The organism is Pseudonocardia aurantiaca, assembly GCF_039526725.1.
GTDB lineage: Bacteria > Actinomycetota > Actinomycetes > Mycobacteriales > Pseudonocardiaceae > Pseudonocardia > Pseudonocardia aurantiaca.
Genome location: NZ_BAAAJG010000011.1, coordinates 40,819 through 58,502 on the forward strand (window position 1 = coordinate 40,819; position 17,684 = coordinate 58,502).

The following is a 17,684-nucleotide window of genomic DNA, read 5'->3' on the forward strand; positions in this document are numbered from 1 at the left end:
CGAGCGCGCCCGAGCCCTTGTCGTGCACCGCGGTCACTCGCGTCCGCGCCGTGACGGTGCCCGCCACGGGGATCGGCGCGGAGAGGGTGCAGGCCTGCTCCGCGTGCACCAGCATGGCCCGGTCGTAGTCGCCGAGGTAGGGGAGCGGGGTGCGGGCGAGCAGGATCCCGAAGGTCGGCAGCACCTGCTGCGCCAACCCGGTGGAGTTCTCGTCGTGAAGGCCAGCTCCTGGCTCGGGTCGTCGATGCCTGCGCCGACCCCGAGGGCGTAGAGCGCGGCGTCGTCGCCCGACCACGTGCGCGTCACCGGTGGGGCCTCGCGCCCGACCGCCTCCGGGGTGATCGTCACGGTCGCTTCCTCCTCTGCGCGGCCGGTCAGCCGACCGGCCGCCCGATGTTCGTCCGGACCCATTCAACGATGGTCGCCGTCGTGGTACCGGGGGTGAACACGCGCGCGACGCCCAGTGCCTCGAGCGAGGCGATGTAGGGCAGGTGATCGGGGGGTCTACCGGGTGCCTGAGGCGATGCGGCTGTTCTCGATGAGTCGTTCGGTGGTTTACGAGCAGATCCGGTCCGGCCGGCTCCGGTCGGTGACGCAGGGTCGCACCCGCCTCATCCCGGCGACCGCGATCGCCGACTACGTCGACCTGCTCGTGCGGGAAGCCGATGACGGCGCGGCGTAGCTGCGGCGACGGCAGCATCTACTGGGACGAGGTCAGGCGCTGGATGGTCAGCGCCACGGTCGGCTACACCCGTCCGGTCGGCGGATCCAACGGCGGGCCGGCGGCCGGACAAGGCACGCGACCGGCTCAGGGAGATCATCCGAGACCACGAGGACGGCGTGCCCGTCTCTGGCGCGGGCGGGTACACCGTCGCGCAGACCGTGACCGACTGGCTCGATCACGGTCTCGGCGGGCGGGATCCGAGCAGGGTGCAGACCCTGCGCAACCTGGCGCCGCGACACGTCATCCCGACCCTGGGCGGGCGGAAGTTGCGGGAGTTTTCGGCCGAGGACGTCGACCGCTGGCTGGCGGAGAAGTCGCGCGAGCTGAGCACGAGCACGGTGGCGCGGATCAAGTCGATCCTGGCCCGGTCGATCACTCGGGCGCAGGCTCGGGACAAGGTGAAGCGCAACGTCGTACTGCTGTGCGGGACTCCGACCGGGCGGGGCGGACGGCCGTCGCAAGCGCTGACCTCCGACCGCGTTGCCGGAGCGGTGCGTCGAGGCTCTGGAGGAGCACCGCGGCCGGCAGCAGGTCGCGGGAGGGTGGGCCGACCACGACCTCGTCGCTACCGACGCCGGGACGGCGATGGACGCGGCGAACGTCCGGCGGGACTTCCGGCGCGTGGCTGTCGCGGTGGGCTGGACGACCGGATGTGGACACCGCGCGAGCTCCGCCACAGCTTCGTGTCGCTGCTGTCGGACGGGGGAGTGCCGATCGAGCAGATCGCGCGGCCGATCGGTCATGCGGGTGGCTCGAAGGTCACCGAGGCCGTCTACCGCAAAGCAGCTCCGACCCGTCATCGACGACGGGACCACCGCGATGAACCGCGTCTTCCCCCGCCGAGGAGTTAGGCCCTCGGTTGGGCCCTCACCCCGGCCCGGAACGCCAAGAAGGCCTGATCCGAATCCCCAGATGGGGATCTGACCAGGCCTTACATGGTGGGCGATACAAGGATTGAACTTGTGACCTCTTCCGTGTCAAGGAAGCGCTCTCCCACTGAGCTAATCGCCCGAGGCGGAGGCGGGAATCGAACCCGCGTACAGGGCTTTGCAGGCCCTTGCCTAAGCCACTCGGCCACTCCGCCGAAACTCTGGGCCGAAGTCCCCGGAGCGTTCCGTGGAGTTCGTTCCGTGGAGGTCCGACGGGACCCGAGGTTCCTCCGAGCGGACGACGGGATTCGAACCCGCGACCCTCACCTTGGCAAGGTGATGCGCTACCAGCTGCGCTACGTCCGCCTATGCAGCTCCCGCTGCGTTGATGGGAGAACACTAGCGCAGCTGCGCCCGGACCTCCACACCACCCCCCTCCATACTCGGAGGGGGCCCGTGACCTGCGGTTAGTCGCGCGCCGGGTAGTTCAGAAGATCCGACAGAGCAACATCGAAGTCGAGCCAGGAGTACTCGGTCTCCGGCGGCACGGCCACGTACGTCCGGTGCAGGAACTCGCCGAGAGCCTGCGCACAGGTCGTGAAGACCGCATGCCCGGACGGTGACGACAGCTCGAGCTGGACCCGCGTCGGGTTGAGCGGCATCGGCTGGACCCGGACGTCACCGGTGCCCGTCGGGCCAATCAGGCCGTCGTGCAGGAGGTCCCGTGCAAATACCCAGTCGACAGCGGTACCGTTCCCCGTCCGGAACGAAGCCTGAACTGCGTAGGGGTCGCGGCTGTTGTAAGTCAGATCGACGTTGACGGGCACCACCGGGGCGTCCGGAGCGATCAGTTCGAACACCGCCGGTGAGCAGATGACCGTGTGCTCGTCGCGCATCGTGCGTCCTCTTTCATGGTCCTGCGTGGTTCGTCACCGGAAAAACGACTGGGGTGCGAAGGCGTGACGGGTAGAGGAACGAACTCCCTCTGACTGACCGCCCGGTGTCACCCTGACGGCCCAATGGATGCGCCCGGCCACGACGCTCCGTGTCGAAGCCGGTCTGCGCACGGCGTCCCGGTGACCAGCGTGAACCTCGCAGAAGGGTCCCTCTCGGGGTGCCGGCGTACCCGGATCGGCCGGTGGCGGGCGTCACTCTGCCCACTCGGTTGGAGCGTCGGGGGCGTCGCTGCGCATGCTTCCCAGTACGATTGACGCCGGTGAGAGGCCGTTCCGCCGTCACGTCGCGGTCCGGTACGCAGCGGCGGCGCGGGGGTGAAGAACTGAGCAGCACCGAGAGCGGGCGTTCCGCGGCCCCCGGGCGCGGCGCGGCGCTCAAGCAGCGCGTCAAGACCTTCCGCGACGGCATCGAGGCCAAGCCGAAGCTCCGGCGCACCTACCGCGTCGCGATCGCCGTCGTGGGCGGCATCGTGCTGATCGCGGGGATCATCATGATCCCGTACCCCGGCCCGGGCTGGGCGGTCGTCTTCGTCGGGCTGGCCATCCTCGCGAGCGAGTTCCTCTGGGCCCGCCGTGTCCTGACCTACGCCCGCAAGAAGTACGACGCCTGGACCGACTGGCTCGGCCGCCAGTCGCTCGTCGTCCGGCTCGCGGTGCTGGCCGCCACCGGCCTCGTCGTGCTCACGACCCTGTGGCTACTCAACGTGATCTACCCGGTGGCACGCTGGCTCGGGTTGGGATCATGGACCTGGCTGCAGAGCCCGTTGTTCGGGTGAGGTAGGGTCTACGACGGCAAGGGCGATTAGCTCAGGGGGAGAGCGCTTCGTTCACACCGAAGAGGTCACTGGTTCGATCCCAGTATCGCCCACAGCCGAACGGCCTGGTCAGAGGCTCTTTTGAGAGCTTCCGGCCAGGCCGTTTGCCGTTGTAGCGCCCTGAGAGGCATCAGAAAAGCATCACGCGGGCACGTGCGCGTCGGCTGCCCCGTCGTCCGGGTCCTCGTGGTCGAGTGCCTGCAGAATCCGGGTCGAGTCCTCGGTCCGTCGGGTGTAGAGGTCGAGGGTCGTCGACGACCGCTCGTGGCCCATCACCCGTTGCACCATGTTGGGCGGGACCCCGTCGTCGACGAGCCAGGTGGCGTAGGAGTGGCGGAGGTCGTGGAAGCGCAGCCCGCCGGCCTGCTCGTGCACGACGTGCTTGGTTGCTGCGGGCTCCGTAGTGAAGTGCCGCCGGTGCCGCTGGCCGTTGGTGGCGGTCCACCGCGCGAGGTAGGCGTTGCCGTCGGGCACCACCGACCCGAGCATTCCGGCACGGACGAGCGAGGGTCGCCAGATGCGCGAGCGGAACAGCGTGCGGCGCAGCGCCCCGCCCACCTCGTTGGCGAAGATCAGATCGGCCTCGCCGAGCGGGTACCGGTCGATGTGCTTCCGCAGGATCGTGACCAGCCAGCCCGGGAGCGGAACGGTGCGGCGTCCGGCGGTCGACTTGGGGTAGGGCTTGAACGATGTGTGCCCGCCGACCTCGATCACGGTTCGGATCACGCGGAGCGTCCCGCGGTCGAGGTCGAGCGCATCGATGCAGAGCCCAGCGGCTTCACCCCACCGCAGACCGCACCCGCCGGCCACAGCGACGATGCCGCGGTGTCGGTCCGGAACGGCGGGTAGCAGCCGCCTCCGGAACGTGGTGCGCTCGATGATCTGCTCGTCGGTGTCGCGGCGCCGACGCTTCTGCACCTTGATGTCCTCGCAGGGGTTGAAGGCGATCAGCCGGTTGCGCACCGCGGAGCGGAGCACAGCGCTGGTCAGGCGGCGGCACTCGGCGACCGTCGCGGGGGAGAGGCGCCTGCTCAGGTCGGTGATCCACGTCTGGATGGAGAGGTGGTCGATCTTGGTGAGTTGCCAGGTGCCCCACTGGGCGAGGACGTGCGTGCGCATGATCGATGCATCGCGGGCGTGGGTGGTCTTCTCGTTGTTCCACGAGTCCATCCATTGCTGGGCGTGGTCCCCGAACAGCACCCGCCCGGCGTGCGGGGACACGTAGCCCCCGGTGCTTGCGGCCGCCGACATCTGCGCCAGGAACACCGTCGCCTCGCGCTTGGTGCCGAACGTCTTGGACGTCTGGCGCCCGCTGGGCTCCCGCCAGTAGGCGCGCCAGTTACCGGCCGGGGTCTTGCGGATCCCGCCGGCCATCACGCGACCGCCTGTCCGTCGAGCCAGGCGTGGAAGCGCTTGCGCGGGATCAGCCAGCGTCGGCCCACGCGCTCGGCGGGGATCACTCCGTCGCGGACGTACTGGTAGGCGATACCGCGCGAGATGTTGAGGAGGTAGGCGACCTCGTCGACGGTGTAGGTCAAGCGCCCGGTGTCGATCGTCGGGCCGGTCAGGGCCATGCTCATGCTGCCCTCCTGGGGGTGGTCGTCGGGATGCTGCGTCGTTGGGATCGGTGGCGTTCGGCGATACCGGCGGCCAACTCGCGTTCGCCGTCGTCGTGGTGTCCGAAGTGGATGGGCCACCAGTCGTTGATGACGGTGACCGTCTCCAGGTCGACCGGGATGGCGTTCGGGTCGTCGGTGGCGCGGTCGAGCGCGTCGAGGTCGGCGCGCAGCCGCCAGAGCCGTCGGTCGGCGCGGATGGCCCGGAAGGTGGTGCTGAACCGCTGCGACTTGGTGAGGAAATGGCCCCGGAAGCCCAGCATGTGGGCCCAGCGGCGCAGGTTCAGCGCCTCGTAGGCGTCGAGCCCGCCGAGCTCCCACGCGGTCTCGATCATCGCTCGGTGGTGCGGGCCGATGTCGAGGTACTGCACGTGCTCGATGTCGCGGATGGGCCGGTCGGCGGCAGTGGTGGCGCCGGTGCCCTTCGTCGCGTACTTGGCGATGTAGCCGGCCAAGGCGGCGTCGGTCATCTCGCCCTGTTCGGTCTCGACCTGCCGCAGCGCCGAGGGGGTGACCGCGCGGAGGTCGAGCTGTGCACCCCAGCCGAGCACCATCAGCGACCCGTCCGGCCGGGCCACGGTGAGCGTCGCTGTGGCCGCAGCGTGGGTGATCGCGGCGCGCAGGGCGGTGTGGTCGAGCCCAGCCGGCGGCGGGGTGACGGGGCCGTCCGGTCCGTCCAGGCGGACGACGGCGTGGAAGTGCACCAGCCCGCGGCGCTGGAACTCCGCGACCTTGGCGTAGGACAGCCGGGCGTGGTCGCGGAACTCGCGCGTCTTCACCCCGAGCTGCGCGGCGAGCGCCCGCCGGAGAGCCGTGGTGAACCGGGCCCACAGTGCTCCCGCGTGGGCCTGCCACAGCACCGCCCCGACGTAGTCGTAGGACTCGGGATCGCGAGCGGTGCTCAGGCGCGGGTCGTCGGGGTGGTGGCGGTCCCCGCAGCCGCAGGGGATGACGTGCCCGCGCGCGGTGACCTTGCGGGTGTGGACCGGTCCGAAGGAGGGTGCGGTGAGGGTGAGGAACGCCCGGGGCCGGTTGGTGACCGTGGCGGGGACGTTCTTGGTGTCGTCCCCGGCGAGCCCGGCGCGCAGGAGGTGGAAGGCGTCGGCGGCGTAGCGGTCCGAGCAGGCCGGGCAGACGGACTCGCGGCGGTTGCCGCAGGGGGCCAGCACGTCGCCGCTGCGCTCGAGGAGCACGGCGCCGTCACGGTCGAGCACGGCGGAGGCGCCGCGCAGGTGGATGGGTGCGGAGCAGCCGCGGGTGGCGTCGACCTGGGCCCGCCAGGTGGCGAAGTCCGGGCGGCGCACCCGAGCGGCGACGAGGTCGAGCGGGTCGGTGGCAGGAGCGGGGATCATCGGGCTACCTCCGTGGCGGGGCAGTCGCGGAACAGGTGATCCAGCAAGGCGGCGTGCAGGGGGCTGCCCTCCCGCGCGGCGTCAGCGGCGCGCACGGGTTGACGGGTGCGGACGGTGTCGCCGCAACGAGGGCAGTCCACGACCGGAATGCCGCCGTCGTGGTGGATGCGGCGCAGGGCGTCGGCGGCGGCGGTGAGGAGACGGAAGCGTCCGACCCGTTGCCGGGTGGGGGCGCTCACCCCGATCTCCGCGGCGACCTGGACTCCTTAGCGGTGGTGCGGCGGATCTCGGCGGCGGCGCGGGAGGCGTTGATGTCGCCGGACCACTGTCCATCGGAGTCGCGTTCGTAGGTGATCTCGATGTGGCCGGGGTCGGTGTCGTAGTGGCGGGCGAGGCGTTCGGCTCCGGCGCGGTAGCTGCGAGCGCGGCCGATGACCATGCCGTACTCGTCTTCGACGATGTAGTAGCGACCGTCGCGGACGATTCCTCCGGCGAAGGTCTCCCGGTCCGGCCGGGTCTCGGCGGGGCCCGTCACCAGCGCACGGCCGGGACGGATGACGTCGACGTGGGTGGTTCGGGTCATGGTGGTACTCCAGGTGCGCATGGTTGGGGCCGGGCGGACGCCACGAGTGGTCAGCGGCGCCCACCCGGTGCTCGTGCCCGGGGTCGGGCGGGGTGGTCAGCGACGGGTGCGGTTGGCGTGGCCGGAGTCGGGCTGCCACGAGGTCGGGCGGGCCAACGCCTCCCAGCGGACGATCCGGTTGCGGGTGGAGCGGGGTGCGAGCACGGCGGTTCCGGTGAGCTGGGCGGCGCCGCAGGTGACGCGGTGCTGCCCGTTGCCGGTGGTGAGCCAGCCGCGCGCGATGAGTTGGTGCACCGCGGCTTCCTCGTAGCCGGGGACACGCACGGCGGCGTCGGTGGTCGTGCCGTCGTCGCTGCGGGCGTAGACCCGATCGGCTGTGCCGACGAGCAGGTAGAGCCCGCGGGCGGCATTGCCGGCCACGTGCCGGATCAGGTCGAGATCGTTCGACTCGTCCCGTCCGGGTGTGCCCTTGTGGTCGGTCGGCGAGCGCGGCGCGGGAGCCGTGCCGGGCGGCGGCCCGAACAGGTCGAGCTGCCCCGGATCGGCCGGCGGGTCCGGCCGTGGGGTCACGGGGACCACCACCAGCGCATCGCCGCTTCGTAGGCCCATTCGCGGGCGAGTTGACGGGTGAGGTACAGCTCAACGACCGCAGCGACGATGACGGCCAGGACGAACCCGCCGGAGCCAGCACCGAAGACGAGCCAGCAGACCCCGACGGCGACCGCGAGCAGGGCGGTGAGCTTGAGCCAGGTCATGGCGGCCCACACGGTGGCGTCCCACATCACGCCACCACCCGAATGTTCAGGACGGCGCGGTCCTGGTCGTCGAGCAGGCGCGGGGCGTGGGTGGCGCGCCAGCGGGCGGCGGTGACCGCGTCGGTCCGGTCCTCCTGGCGCTCCCGAACGCACCGGACGGTGAGGCGGGCGAGCAGGACGGCCACGGCAAGCCCGGCAAGTGCGAGCACCCCGACGGTGATCACGTGCTCGGCACCGGGGACGACGGCGGCGGCGCAGCCAGCCGCGCACACCGTGGCGAGCGCGATGGTGATGATGCGGGCCTCCCGGGCCCGGCCAGCGGCGAAGGTCTTCATGACGCGTGCTCCTCTCCGCGCTCGTCGTCGCGGTCGTCGATCTCGGTGTCGGTGTCGGTGGGGAAGGGCAGGACGTCGGCGGTACGGGGGGTGGCGCGGGCGACGAGTTCGTCGATGTCGCGGTCGGTGACCCAGCCCGCGCGGAACCGCACCGGCAGCCGCGATCGGTCGTCCATGACGAAGCCGATGCCGGCGTGGGCGGGATCGCCGGGGATCTGATCGGCCAGTGCCCCGCGGTCCCGGGCGCCGTCGCCCAATGCCATGTCCACATGGGACGCGGCAGTGACGGCGAGGCAGATCCGGACGGTGAACAGGTCCCGGACGTCGACGACGTCCTTGGTGGGTTCCTGGACGTAGCCCATGACGCTGTGGTCCGCAGCCCGGCCCTGGGTCAGGACCTCGGCGAGCAGGCGCAGGCATTCGCGGACGTCGGTGCGGTCGCCGTAGGCGGTGAGCATCGCGAGTTCGTCGATGACCAGCAGCTCCAGCGGGGTATCCCGGCTGATCGGGCTCTCCCGCACACCCTCGGTGCGCATCCAGGACTGCCGGTCCTTCATCGAGTCCCGGTACTCGGTCAGCAGTTCGACAGCCTCACGGCCGGTAGTGGCCCACCGGTGGTAGAGCGGGCGTCCGCGGTCGGTCTCGGTGCCGCCCTTCAAGTCGATGACCCAGAGCCGGACGAGGCCGTCGCGGATCATCGGAGCCATCGCCCGCCACGGGTTCCACAGCAGCGATCCCTTACCGGCACCGGAGCGGCCGACGGTCAGGACGTGCTTGCCGCGCAGGCGCAGTAGGAACGGCGCCCCTGTCTCGACGTCCCCGACATCCAACGCCGACAGGTCCACCTCGTCGGCCGTCGCCGGGAGGGGTGCGGGCGGGACAGGGGCGGTGAACGGCATCCGCCGCTCGACGACCATCGTCAACACGCCGGGGCGGGTGCGGGTGGTGGCGACCCGGTGGGCGCCGAGGGCGTCGGCCAGGGCGGGGGCGCGGTCGGTGAAGGTCTCCGCGTCCTGCCCGCGGACCATCCGCACGGTCAGAGTGTCGATCGACGGGGTGACCGCCCGGACCCGCAGCACGCGGGGTACCAGGGTGTGGCCGGTGCCGCGCTGCTCCCGGGTGAGTTCGCAGTCGCTCAGCATGCGGGCCCAGCGGCGACCGCGGTAGGCGGTCCAACGCCGCCAGCAGGAGCGCACCCGAGGCGCTACCCAGCGGTCGTAGGTGGGTGGATGGGCGCGCCACCACGCCACCAGCCCGAGCGCCAGCCCGCCCAGTGTTGCGCCCGGCGGGACGGGTCCCCACCACAGCGTTGCCGCGAGCAGCACGCCGGGCAGGAGCAGGAACAGCGGGTGGCGACACAGCCACGCCACCGCGCGGATCTCCGCGCCGGTCGAGCGGGTCGAGGGCCGGCCCGCCACTGTGCCGTTCCAGTGATTGGTGTTCGTGCGGTTCTTCGTCTTCATGAACGTCGCCATCGTGTCTCCAGCGAAAAGGGTGCGGACATGGGTCGGGCCGGGACGCAATTCCCTTGGTGATGCGTCCCGGCCCGAAGAAGTGGTGGTGCGTTACTTGTCGTTCTTGCGTAGGACCGGTCGGGCCGCATCGAGCATCGTGGTGACGTGCGCGACGTCGCGGGCGAGGTTGTCGTGGGTCTTCTTGAATGACCCGCGCCGAATCGGGATACCGCGCATCGCTTCGCGCAGTTCCCGCATGGAGCGGTCCAGTTCGTCGATGATGCGATCAGTCGGGTTGGACATGTCAGCGCCTCCAGTCCTTCACGATGAGCTGTGGCTCGAACCGCTTCGCCGAGGAGGAGACGATGCGCAGTGAGGACCGGCACCGCTTGATCGAGGTGCGGACCTCATCGGCCGTGGCGATCGTCCAGTGTCGGGTGTTGCGGCTCTTCCACGCCGAGTCGTCCGCCGACTTGGACAGCCGCTCGGCCTCGGCGAGGACATCGCCCACGTGCTGCAGCGCCTGCCAGAACTCACCGAACCGAGCCAGTGCCCGGCGGTTGTGCCGCCGCTGCGCCCATGCCCGGGTGGAACGGGCAGCCGAACCGAGCGTCGATGTAGCCACGTCAGACGCCCTTCCGGATCGCGTACTGAGCCAGCCGCAACCCCTCGGCGACCCCGGCGCGCCACGCCATCTCCGTCGGCAGCTCCATCGCGTCGGAGGCGGGGCGGTTCCACTGGCGGCGCTCCCGCTCCAGTCGGCGCACCAACCGCGCCACCCCCGTCGTCGCCCGCCGGCCGCCTGCGGCCTTGTTGATCGTCGTCGTGCTCATCAGGTCATCACTCCCAGGAACTCGCCGTATTCACCGCTGTCGTTGTCGCTTGTGTCGTTGTCGGTCTCGCCAGTGCCGTCGCAGGCTGGGCAGACACCGGAGGTGCCACAGATTCCGCAGTCGACGCCGTCGCCGGCATTGGGGAAGGAATCGGGGGAGGTGCCGTAGCCGTCGCATGGATCAAACGCCCCGGATCCTGAACAGAAATCACAGATCATCGGTCATCAACCTCCCGATTGATGCGTATTGAAATGTTCCGGCCGTGACAGTTGCTCGGCCGGTTTCAGGCATGGGTGTATCCACTGTGGAATTCTCAACGAACGATCGGCGCTCAGCAGAGAACCGGAATGCTCACCCGCAGAACGCGGGCGAAATGCTCACGCGGCGGGCACGTCCGCCGAGTCGGTCGGGCTGGTCGGGGTCTTCTGTGCATCGAGAGCGGCGAGCGCGCCACCTACGGCCGCTTGCAGCCGGGCCAGACCGGCGCGATCAGCGAACAGGACGACCTCCGCGGAGTTCGCACCATCGATGTGCAACGCCGCGCGCCCGCTCTCGGAGCCGAGCCGGTGCCACAGCGTGGTGTCGTCGCAGAGGTGGGCATAGACCGTCACGGCCAAGTTCGCGGCCCAATCCGGTCGAACGTTCACTTCTCACCCCGCGGCGCCGGCGCCGGAGCGGCAGGCGCGAGGCCCATAGCCCGGAACGCCAGACCGGACACGGTGCGCCCGTTGTCCCCCTTGATCTCGTACGGCGACACTCGCGGGCTGATCAGCTCCACCCGCGCGCCCTCCTCGAAGCCCTGGCCCGGATCGGTCTCCAGGGTCACCTTGATCTCCTCGCCCTTCGGCGCCCGCTCACCGGGGCCGGGACGGAGCTTCGCGAACACTGACACCACGAACTGGGTCACGCCCTCGCGATTGGTCACCATCGAGCCGTCCTCGCGCATCTTCGGCGCGGGCGGGTCCACCACCGTCATCCGGTAGCCGTTCAGGATCACCGGGATGTTCTGCATCGCTCCTCCTTCGTCGGTCCGTCCTCCGTCGTGGATCTATGGGACCCCGGACACGGGGGACGTCGGCACCACCAACAAGGGACGCGACAGGACGTCTCGTCCGTGCTATAAACGTCCCTGTCGGTTCTAAACGTCCCTGGGGGTCCCTGATGCCAACCAACGAGCGTCTGCGCGGGTCACTGGCAACTGCGCAGCTCAGCACGGCGGACCTCGCCGAACGGATCGGCGTCGACCCGAAGACGGTAGAGCGGTGGATCACCAAGGGACGTCTGCCGCACCGGACGCATCGCGCGGCTGTTGCCACTGCGCTAGGGGTCGACGAGGCGTACATCTGGCCCGAGCTACTGACCGCGCCGGCCACTCAGTCCGCGAGCGTCGCCGAGCTCCTGGAGCTGCACCCCTCCCGGGCCGCGGTGCCGGACGCTGTGTGGCGGCAGCTCATCGGCTCGACGCGCGAAGCGCTGGACGTGCTGACCTACGCAGGGACGTTCCTGTTCGAGCAGCTCGACATCTGCGAGGTGCTGCGGGCCAAGTCTGCACAGGGCGTGCAATGCCGCTTCCTCATTGGTGACGAAACCTCCGATGCCGTGCGTCAGCGTGCGATCGACGAGGGCACGACCGGCGGGCTGGAGGGCCGCATTCAGCTTCACCGGCGCTACCTGGCGGCCGTTGCGGATCTGCCGGGTGTCGAGGTCCGCGCGCATAGAACGACGCTCTACAACTCCCTGTACCGGTTCGATCAGGACTTGATGGTCAACGGCCACGCGTACGGCGAGCCCGCCGGCCACTCGCCGGTGATGCACCTGCGCCGTGTCCCGGGGGGCCGGATGTGGGACCACTACATGCGATCGTTCGAGGCGGTCTGGGCGGAGGCCAAGCCGCTCGGTTGACTTCGGTGCATTCTGGGTGGGTGAGCCGCCGCGACTACTACCACGACCCCGCCGCTCCGAAGGCCAACAGCGTCGTCCCATCGACCACCGCAGCAGTGCGCGACGACGCGGGCCGACTGCTGATGATTCACAAGGTCGACAACGACCTGTGGGCGCTGCCCGGAGGCGGGATGGATCTCGGGGAGTCGATCGCTGATGCCGCGGTCCGCGAGGTAGTCGAGGAGACCGGTCTGAACGTCGAGATCACCGGTCTGGTGGGCATCTACACCGACCCGGGCCACGTGATGCAGTACGACGACGGCGAGGTGCGTCAGGAGTTCTCGGTGTGCTTCCACGCCCGGGTGATCTCGGGCGAGGCGCGCGAGGACGGCTCCGAGACCAAGGCCGTCCGCTGGGTCGAGCCATCGGCCATTGCGGATCTGAACGTGCACCCGTCGATGCGGCGCCGGATCGACGACGCGCTGGCCGGACGGGCGACGCCTCAGATTGTGTAGGCGTCCTGCATCCGCTGCTGGGTGCGGCTGATCGCTGCCGAGATCGACGGCTCCGCACGTCGCATGGCGCGGCCAACGATCGAGTCCGGTTCGTAGCGGGACAGGATCTCCGCCAGGCGCTCGGAGTAGGCCAGCTCCTCACCGCGCGGCCCGGTGGTCATGTCGGCCATCCACAGCGCATCCGCAACGGGCGACTCCTCACGCGGCCAGACCTCCAGATCCGCCAGCCGGCCACGTTCCTCCGCCTCACACGTCGCCGCCGAGTGGTGCGCCACCAGCGCGCAGAGCCGGGCCGGGTAGGCCTCGGCAATGAGGTAGCGAGCGCCGTCGATTTGGTGACAGCCGGTGTCCCGTAGAGGGGCGGCGTACCCGAGGTCATGCAGCCAGGCCGCTACGACGAGCAGGTGCTGTTCGTCCTCACCCTCGATGGCCGGCGTGAGTCCATCGGCGCGTGCAGCCACGGCTTGCACGTGCGCCCACCGGTTCCCTAGCGGCTCCAGCAGCTCACGCGCTAGCTCCTCAGCCTCTTCGACCGTCGGCATCTCGCGCATCCGGCGAGTGTAGAAGCGACGCGCTGGCGGTCGAAGCTCACGAGCGGTGTCACCCATCTATTGGGACTGCCCGCGACACGTCTTCGCAGCTCAGCGCGCCACAGGAGGCCGCGTGTTCAGAGTTTCCCTACTTGTTCAAGGCGGCGCCTCCGGCGCCGCGCGGCCCTGTGTCTGATGCAGCCGCAAGCGCTCGCGCGGGGCGTGCGGCCTCCGGCCGGTCCCCGCGCGGCGCGCGGCTGGTCCGGCGCCGCCTCTCAAGGAGAACACACCTCAGGGGACACAGGACTCATGATCGCAAGTGCACTAGGGTCTGGAAGCTGTCCCTTACCCACGCCACCGACTGCAGGAGCGACCCGCTTGTGATCGACATGACAAGTTGGCCCGAGCTTGACGTGGACGTGCTTGATGATGTCGCGCTAGACCCGGCAAACATTCGACTAGAAATGCCAGTCAACGCACCCCAGCCTGATATTATGCGCGACATTTTCGTCAATGGCGACGCGTTCTCGCTGGTCGAGGGTATTGTCAAAGTTGGCTATCTGACGCACGAGACACCGATAGTGCTCGACCGTGACGGAGGAACATTCGTCGTTGAAGGCAATCGCCGGCTAGCAGCGCTTAAGGCTATCCAGAATCCATACCTGATCCCAGAATACCAGGCGCGGATCACTACGCTAACTAAGGACTTCAGCGGCCGCGACAATCTCCGCGTCATCCGCGTAAAGAAGGCGCCGGATCAGGATCTAGCAAATCGAGTTATCGCCGCGATTCACACTAGCAACATTCGGAGCCCTTGGAAACCTCCGCGACAGGCAGCATTCTTTCAGGCGCAGGTCGACGCCGGGAAGACGCTCCAAGTGTTGCTTGAGGAGTATCCCCTATCTTCTGTGCGGCGCTACGTCCGCGCAAGTCAGCTACTCAACAAGTTCAAGAACGTCCCGTACCGAGACCCGCAGCTGTCCGACTACATCCACTCCGCAAAGTTTCCAACATCGACGCTTGCCAGAATCTACGAGTCTGCCGAATTCAATCGAATTCTCGGCATCGAAATGCGCCCCAACGGCAGCATTCGGACGTCAACAACCGATGCGCGCTTTAATCGGCTTGCCACTCTCATAATTCAGGGCATGTGTGATGGCGACCTGACGGCGCGGACAATGCCAAAAACGAGCTCAAAGACGTTCACCGATCTGATGAACAAGATTCAACAGATTGTTAACGAACCTGGACGCGGCGGCGCCAGCGAGCAAGCCAACAACGGCAAGGCTGAGCCGCGTGATGGCGGACACGGGAACAAGGGAACAGGCGACCAGTCGAACGATGATGGCGCGACGGGAAGCCCAGGCGGTGGCGCAACAGGAGTCTCGAATAGTCCGGCTGGTAGCGGACAGCCTGGCAACGGTTCAGGTGGTGAGCCGCAGTCCGGCACGGGAAATGGAGCTCCACAGGCGGACCCAACGCGCAAGCCGAACTCCGTTCGACTCGACCCGCATGGCCTTTCCGTCCCCCAAAGCTTCCCTGTAGCAATCCATAAGATATTTGCCGAGCTAATCGAGATACATGTTCAGAAGTATCCAAACGCCGTTATGGACCTGCTTCGAACCTTCCTTGAGAAGGTGATCAAGGCTTACGCTCGCGAGGGCGACTACAAAATCGTTCCACGGAATGGCAACCACGTTCAGTTGAGCGACTGTCTAGTTTGGCTTAATGCCCATGTCGGAAATTTGCCAAACTACAAAGGACTGAGTTCGGTCATCAATCGAATTCAGTCCCGCGACTCAAGGCTGTACCCAACAAGTGCTGCCTACTTAAACGACATTAACCACAATCCGGACATGCATGCGACGCCGGGTGATGCGCACGAACTCTGGGAAGCTATGATTAGCCTGATGCGACTGATGCTCAAATGAAGATCAGCGGGGAGCGTGTTCACTCCGGCATGAGGAGGCCTAGGCTTTCCCCCCTGCGGTACCCGGGTGGAAAGAGTTCTCTTTATTTGCGCCTTCGCGAGCTGATACGCTTGAATAGTAGCTCGCGGCCCAAATACATCGAACCCTACGCGGGTGGTGCTGGCGCCGCCCTTGGCCTGTTGATTACAGGCGAAGTTGAGTGTATACACATCAACGATCTCGATCCCGCAATTCACGCATTTTGGCAGGCATGCATCAAGCAGAACTCCGCGCTCATCGAACGCATCCGCAGTGTCCCGGTGACGATACCGGAGTGGCGTAGGCAACGTGAGGCATACGATAATCCTGGCCAATGCGACGAATTGACCCTAGGGTTTGCGACCTTCTTTCTTAATCGAACTAATAGGTCTGGGGTTCTGAACGGCGGCCCGATCGGCGGGCACGACCAGACTGGACCCTACAAAATCGACGCACGATTCAATCGAGAAACTCTCACCGAGCGTATGCGCCTCATTGGCTTGTACGCTAAGAAAATCACTGTCTCTAATGATGACGGACTGTCCGTAATTAGGGCAAATACTGGCGATCCCGACGCATTCATCTATGCGGACCCGCCGTACTTCTATAAGGCCGGCTCACTGTACATGAACTCCTTCCGGGGTCAGGACCACCAAAACCTCGCAGACTGCTTGAACTCGGCAGCAAAAGGTCGCTGGGTTCTAACGTATGACAACGTGGAGGAGGTGGCCAACCTCTATCCCGATCGCCGAAAAGAAGAAATCGGCGTCTACTATTCCGCGCGAAACGTGACGAAGTCAAAAGAGATCATGATTTATTCCGACGCGATCGAGATCGATCGCCCTGCCCTCTTCGCCTGAATGCTCCCTCGCCGGGCGGCAGGTCTCCGGGATGACCGAGTGGGATGTCCCGTGCAGCTGGGAGACGCGAGAGGGGTGTGGCATCCCGTCGACCTCCCTGAGGGCTACCACACGGCGCCCCGGGCGCAGGGTTGGCATGATCGGCTGCGGTTGGTTGGGAGGCTGCGCCCGAGTCGCCGCGCGGTCGGGCTGCGCCAGGTCGACGGGATGCCACACGGGTCCCAGCGTGGAGACATGCTCCGGTGGTTCGACGTGCAATTGGCGTGCAACTAATCAGGGTCACCGCGGGTCACGTCGTGCAGGACGCTGCACGGCCGAGCGCAGGTCAGCGGCGGGAGAGTGGACCCCGAGGCAGTCTTCCAAATTGGCAACTAACAATCGTCCGAGTTGGAAGCAGCGCACTGCCTCGACCTTGTAACCTCCGACGGTGTCTGCCCAAAGAGGAGAACCGCTGAAGGGAAGCAACGATATGACTGACTCTACTGTAGAGATCGAATCGAGAATGAGGCTCATGGAGAGCTTTAGCTTGCCCTTGGAGAGTTTGATCCGCACGCTACTTGAAGTAGAGGGCATGCGAGTTCATAGTGTCACGAGTCGAGTGAAGTCTAAGACAAGTATAATGCGCAAGCTCGAACGTTCGGACAGATCGCGAGAATTTGGCGACATTACCGATGTGCTTGGGATTCGCGTAGTTACCTACTTTCCTGATGAGGTTGATGCGATCGGGAACCTCATTGAGAGAGAGTTCGAAGTCGATATCGACAACTCAATCGATAAACGAACACTTCTTGATCCGGATCGGTTTGGGTACCTATCTCTTCACTACGTCTTACAGTTGGACGCAGGTCGTTCGGCGTTGCCTGAGTATAGTGGATATAAGGGCTTGAAGTTCGAGTTGCAAATTCGATCCATCCTGCAGCATGCCTGGGCTGAAATCGAGCATGATCTGAGTTACAAGCCCAGTGTCAGTGTTCCGTCTGAGATAAAGCGACGGTTCTCTAGGCTTGCCGGTCTTCTCGAATTAGTTGATGCGGAGTTCTTGGGAATTCGCAATGAAATCGACCGGACCAGCCGTTCGGCCCTCGTTGTCGATGAGATCGAATTCGACGTTGCACGACTACTGTCCCGCTCTGCATCAATTGAGTTGCCGAACTGGCCGCAGGATTGGACCGAAGCCAATTACCTTGCGGCGGCCGGGCAGTCAGGCAGAGGATTACTCGTGCTAGATAGGGTGTTGATCCCAATCCCCGGCGGTGGTCGTTTCGAGCCCTGTGATCTACTTGGGCCTAACGGTGAACTCATCCACGTGAGGCGTGCGCGAACCAGTGCATCATTCGGACATCTATTCAATCAGGCGCTGGTCTCGACTGAGTTGTTACTTCGCTCTGCAGAGGCGCGCAATTCCTTCATTGAACTGGTTTCGGACCGCTCGGTCGATCGCAGGCTGCCGGCGGATTTTTCACCTCGGGTAGTTGTGCTTTCCTTCCCTTCAAATGAGGCGCCTGAGGTCTCGATGAGAGAGATTCCCGCTGCTGCGCGAATTACCCTCGCTAGAGTCTCGCAGGCGCTCGAAGACTTAGGTGTCACCCTCTACATCGTGGGCATCGGAGCCTCACAATAGCGCGATAGTTCAGTGGCGCATCGGCGAGATCACGGT

24 protein-coding genes, 4 tRNA genes and 1 pseudogene are annotated in these 17,684 nt (G+C 66.7%); 8 read left to right on the plus strand and 21 right to left on the minus strand.

Annotated features, from left to right (window positions below; translation table 11 throughout):
* Window positions 1–40: 40 nt before the first annotated feature.
* Window positions 41–295: pseudogene (locus ABD143_RS38230) on the minus strand (hypothetical protein); the annotation flags it as partial.
* A gap of 216 nt (window positions 296–511) precedes the next feature.
* On the opposite strand from ABD143_RS38230, the gene ABD143_RS17930 reads away from it, so the two are divergent.
* On the plus strand, window positions 512–682 hold the full coding sequence (locus tag ABD143_RS17930; protein ID WP_343979263.1) for a helix-turn-helix domain-containing protein: 171 nt from the start codon (window positions 512–514) through the stop codon (window positions 680–682).
* 978 nt (window positions 683–1,660) lie between these two features.
* On the opposite strand, the gene ABD143_RS17935 is transcribed toward ABD143_RS17930, so the two are convergent.
* The 4 genes from ABD143_RS17935 to ABD143_RS17950 form a co-directional block, all read right to left on the minus strand.
* Window positions 1,661–1,735, minus strand: a tRNA-Val gene (locus ABD143_RS17935).
* Window position 1,736: 1 nt separating this feature from the next.
* A tRNA-Cys gene (locus ABD143_RS17940) sits at window positions 1,737–1,808 on the minus strand.
* A gap of 78 nt (window positions 1,809–1,886) precedes the next feature.
* Window positions 1,887–1,959 (minus strand) — tRNA-Gly (locus ABD143_RS17945).
* Between the two features lie 101 nt (window positions 1,960–2,060).
* A complete protein-coding gene (locus ABD143_RS17950; RefSeq protein WP_343979265.1) occupies window positions 2,061–2,489 on the minus strand; it encodes an SsgA family sporulation/cell division regulator in 429 nt (142 codons plus the stop codon).
* A gap of 320 nt (window positions 2,490–2,809) precedes the next feature.
* On the opposite strand from ABD143_RS17950, the gene ABD143_RS17955 reads away from it, so the two are divergent.
* Together ABD143_RS17955 and ABD143_RS17960 are read left to right on the plus strand one after the other, a co-directional pair.
* Window positions 2,810–3,325: a TIGR02611 family protein gene (locus ABD143_RS17955; protein WP_343979268.1), complete on the plus strand. Its 516-nt coding sequence runs from the start codon at window positions 2,810–2,812 to the stop codon at window positions 3,323–3,325.
* A 20-nt stretch (window positions 3,326–3,345) separates the two neighbouring features.
* Window positions 3,346–3,417: transfer RNA gene (locus tag ABD143_RS17960), tRNA-Val, on the plus strand.
* A gap of 88 nt (window positions 3,418–3,505) precedes the next feature.
* Here ABD143_RS17960 and ABD143_RS17965 read toward each other — a convergent pair.
* The 15 genes from ABD143_RS17965 to ABD143_RS18035 all read right to left on the minus strand — a co-directional run bounded on the left by ABD143_RS17965 (window position 3,506) and on the right by ABD143_RS18035 (window position 11,304).
* Window positions 3,506–4,738 (minus strand): tyrosine-type recombinase/integrase, encoded by a 1,233-nt coding sequence (locus tag ABD143_RS17965; RefSeq protein WP_343979271.1) that lies wholly within the window; start codon window positions 4,736–4,738, stop codon window positions 3,506–3,508.
* Entirely contained in the window at window positions 4,738–4,944 is a 207-nt protein-coding gene (locus ABD143_RS17970; protein WP_343979273.1) for a helix-turn-helix domain-containing protein, read from the minus strand. Before ABD143_RS17970 ends, ABD143_RS17965 begins: the two co-directional genes overlap by 1 nt.
* A complete protein-coding gene (locus tag ABD143_RS17975) occupies window positions 4,941–6,332 on the minus strand; it encodes a replication initiator (RefSeq protein WP_343979276.1) in 1,392 nt (463 codons plus the stop codon). The genes ABD143_RS17970 and ABD143_RS17975 overlap by 4 nt, the downstream gene beginning before the upstream one ends.
* Window positions 6,329–6,571 carry a hypothetical protein gene (locus tag ABD143_RS17980; RefSeq protein WP_343979279.1) on the minus strand — a complete coding sequence of 81 codons (243 nt, stop codon included), beginning with the start codon at window positions 6,569–6,571 and terminating at the stop codon, window positions 6,329–6,331. The genes ABD143_RS17975 and ABD143_RS17980 overlap by 4 nt, the downstream gene beginning before the upstream one ends.
* Window positions 6,568–6,915 (minus strand): hypothetical protein, encoded by a 348-nt coding sequence (locus ABD143_RS17985; protein ID WP_343979282.1) that lies wholly within the window; start codon window positions 6,913–6,915, stop codon window positions 6,568–6,570. The genes ABD143_RS17980 and ABD143_RS17985 overlap by 4 nt, the downstream gene beginning before the upstream one ends.
* Window positions 6,916–7,011: 96 nt before the next feature.
* Window positions 7,012–7,485 carry a hypothetical protein gene (locus ABD143_RS17990; protein WP_343979285.1) on the minus strand — a complete coding sequence of 158 codons (474 nt, stop codon included), beginning with the start codon at window positions 7,483–7,485 and terminating at the stop codon, window positions 7,012–7,014.
* Window positions 7,482–7,697 (minus strand): hypothetical protein, encoded by a 216-nt coding sequence (locus ABD143_RS17995; protein ID WP_343979288.1) that lies wholly within the window; start codon window positions 7,695–7,697, stop codon window positions 7,482–7,484. Before ABD143_RS17995 ends, ABD143_RS17990 begins: the two co-directional genes overlap by 4 nt.
* On the minus strand, window positions 7,697–8,005 hold the full coding sequence (locus ABD143_RS18000) for a hypothetical protein (protein WP_343979291.1): 309 nt from the start codon (window positions 8,003–8,005) through the stop codon (window positions 7,697–7,699). Before ABD143_RS18000 ends, ABD143_RS17995 begins: the two co-directional genes overlap by 1 nt.
* Complete coding sequence (locus ABD143_RS18005; RefSeq protein WP_343979294.1) at window positions 8,002–9,480, minus strand: FtsK/SpoIIIE domain-containing protein; 1,479 nt, start codon at window positions 9,478–9,480, stop codon at window positions 8,002–8,004. The genes ABD143_RS18000 and ABD143_RS18005 overlap by 4 nt, the downstream gene beginning before the upstream one ends.
* Before the next feature lie 90 nt (window positions 9,481–9,570).
* Window positions 9,571–9,762, minus strand: a complete 192-nt coding sequence (locus ABD143_RS18010) for a hypothetical protein (protein WP_343979297.1) — start codon at window positions 9,760–9,762, stop codon at window positions 9,571–9,573.
* A gap of 1 nt (window position 9,763) precedes the next feature.
* Window positions 9,764–10,084: a hypothetical protein gene (locus tag ABD143_RS18015; protein ID WP_343979300.1), complete on the minus strand. Its 321-nt coding sequence runs from the start codon at window positions 10,082–10,084 to the stop codon at window positions 9,764–9,766.
* A gap of 1 nt (window position 10,085) precedes the next feature.
* Entirely contained in the window at window positions 10,086–10,292 is a 207-nt protein-coding gene (locus ABD143_RS18020) for a hypothetical protein (protein WP_343979302.1), read from the minus strand.
* Window positions 10,292–10,510, minus strand: a complete 219-nt coding sequence (locus ABD143_RS18025; protein ID WP_343979305.1) for a hypothetical protein — start codon at window positions 10,508–10,510, stop codon at window positions 10,292–10,294. Before ABD143_RS18025 ends, ABD143_RS18020 begins: the two co-directional genes overlap by 1 nt.
* Before the next feature lie 159 nt (window positions 10,511–10,669).
* On the minus strand, window positions 10,670–10,903 hold the full coding sequence (locus tag ABD143_RS18030) for a hypothetical protein (protein ID WP_343979307.1): 234 nt from the start codon (window positions 10,901–10,903) through the stop codon (window positions 10,670–10,672).
* Between the two features lie 32 nt (window positions 10,904–10,935).
* Window positions 10,936–11,304 carry a hypothetical protein gene (locus ABD143_RS18035; RefSeq protein WP_343979310.1) on the minus strand — a complete coding sequence of 123 codons (369 nt, stop codon included), beginning with the start codon at window positions 11,302–11,304 and terminating at the stop codon, window positions 10,936–10,938.
* 149 nt (window positions 11,305–11,453) lie between these two features.
* On the opposite strand from ABD143_RS18035, the gene ABD143_RS18040 reads away from it, so the two are divergent.
* Both ABD143_RS18040 and ABD143_RS18045 read left to right on the plus strand, forming a co-directional pair.
* Window positions 11,454–12,194 carry a helix-turn-helix domain-containing protein gene (locus tag ABD143_RS18040; RefSeq protein WP_343979313.1) on the plus strand — a complete coding sequence of 247 codons (741 nt, stop codon included), beginning with the start codon at window positions 11,454–11,456 and terminating at the stop codon, window positions 12,192–12,194.
* Window positions 12,195–12,214: 20 nt separating this feature from the next.
* A complete protein-coding gene (locus tag ABD143_RS18045) occupies window positions 12,215–12,688 on the plus strand; it encodes an NUDIX domain-containing protein (RefSeq protein WP_343979316.1) in 474 nt (157 codons plus the stop codon).
* On the opposite strand, the gene ABD143_RS18050 is transcribed toward ABD143_RS18045, so the two are convergent.
* Window positions 12,676–13,239 carry an HD domain-containing protein gene (locus ABD143_RS18050; RefSeq protein WP_343979318.1) on the minus strand — a complete coding sequence of 188 codons (564 nt, stop codon included), beginning with the start codon at window positions 13,237–13,239 and terminating at the stop codon, window positions 12,676–12,678. The genes ABD143_RS18045 and ABD143_RS18050 overlap by 13 nt on opposite strands.
* A 359-nt stretch (window positions 13,240–13,598) precedes the next feature.
* Here ABD143_RS18050 and ABD143_RS18055 point away from each other — a divergent pair, with 359 nt between their 5' ends.
* The 3 genes from ABD143_RS18055 (at window position 13,599) to ABD143_RS18065 (ending at window position 17,648) form a co-directional block, all read left to right on the plus strand.
* The gene (locus ABD143_RS18055) at window positions 13,599–15,149 is read left to right on the plus strand and encodes a hypothetical protein (RefSeq protein WP_343979321.1); all 1,551 of its coding nucleotides are present in this window, start codon (window positions 13,599–13,601) and stop codon (window positions 15,147–15,149) included.
* Complete coding sequence (locus ABD143_RS18060) at window positions 15,146–16,027, plus strand: DNA adenine methylase (protein WP_343979324.1); 882 nt, start codon at window positions 15,146–15,148, stop codon at window positions 16,025–16,027. The genes ABD143_RS18055 and ABD143_RS18060 overlap by 4 nt, the downstream gene beginning before the upstream one ends.
* A 571-nt stretch (window positions 16,028–16,598) precedes the next feature.
* Window positions 16,599–17,648 (plus strand): DUF6119 family protein, encoded by a 1,050-nt coding sequence (locus tag ABD143_RS18065; protein ID WP_343980279.1) that lies wholly within the window; start codon window positions 16,599–16,601, stop codon window positions 17,646–17,648.
* Window positions 17,649–17,684: the final 36 nt, after the last annotated feature.

Bases quoted from the DNA above. Each gene is read 5' to 3' on its own strand.
- ABD143_RS17950 (WP_343979265.1), bottom strand. From the start codon at position 2,489: ATGCGCGACGAGCACACGGTCATCTGCTCACCGGCGGTGTTCGAACTG.
- ABD143_RS17965 (WP_343979271.1), bottom strand. From the start codon at position 4,738: ATGGCCGGCGGGATCCGCAAGACCCCGGCCGGTAACTGGCGCGCCTAC.
- ABD143_RS17970 (WP_343979273.1), bottom strand. From the start codon at position 4,944: ATGAGCATGGCCCTGACCGGCCCGACGATCGACACCGGGCGCTTGACC.
- ABD143_RS17975 (WP_343979276.1), bottom strand. From the start codon at position 6,332: ATGATCCCCGCTCCTGCCACCGACCCGCTCGACCTCGTCGCCGCTCGG.
- ABD143_RS17985 (WP_343979282.1), bottom strand. From the start codon at position 6,915: ATGACCCGAACCACCCACGTCGACGTCATCCGTCCCGGCCGTGCGCTG.
- ABD143_RS17995 (WP_343979288.1), bottom strand. From the start codon at position 7,697: ATGTGGGACGCCACCGTGTGGGCCGCCATGACCTGGCTCAAGCTCACC.
- ABD143_RS18000 (WP_343979291.1), bottom strand. From the start codon at position 8,005: ATGAAGACCTTCGCCGCTGGCCGGGCCCGGGAGGCCCGCATCATCACC.
- ABD143_RS18005 (WP_343979294.1), bottom strand. From the start codon at position 9,480: ATGGCGACGTTCATGAAGACGAAGAACCGCACGAACACCAATCACTGG.
- ABD143_RS18010 (WP_343979297.1), bottom strand. From the start codon at position 9,762: ATGTCCAACCCGACTGATCGCATCATCGACGAACTGGACCGCTCCATG.
- ABD143_RS18020 (WP_343979302.1), bottom strand. From the start codon at position 10,292: ATGAGCACGACGACGATCAACAAGGCCGCAGGCGGCCGGCGGGCGACG.
- ABD143_RS18025 (WP_343979305.1), bottom strand. From the start codon at position 10,510: ATGATCTGTGATTTCTGTTCAGGATCCGGGGCGTTTGATCCATGCGAC.
- ABD143_RS18035 (WP_343979310.1), bottom strand. From the start codon at position 11,304: ATGCAGAACATCCCGGTGATCCTGAACGGCTACCGGATGACGGTGGTG.
- ABD143_RS18040 (WP_343979313.1), top strand. From the start codon at position 11,454: ATGCCAACCAACGAGCGTCTGCGCGGGTCACTGGCAACTGCGCAGCTC.
- ABD143_RS18050 (WP_343979318.1), bottom strand. From the start codon at position 13,239: ATGCGCGAGATGCCGACGGTCGAAGAGGCTGAGGAGCTAGCGCGTGAG.
- ABD143_RS18060 (WP_343979324.1), top strand. From the start codon at position 15,146: ATGAAGATCAGCGGGGAGCGTGTTCACTCCGGCATGAGGAGGCCTAGG.
- ABD143_RS18065 (WP_343980279.1), top strand. From the start codon at position 16,599: ATGCGAGTTCATAGTGTCACGAGTCGAGTGAAGTCTAAGACAAGTATA.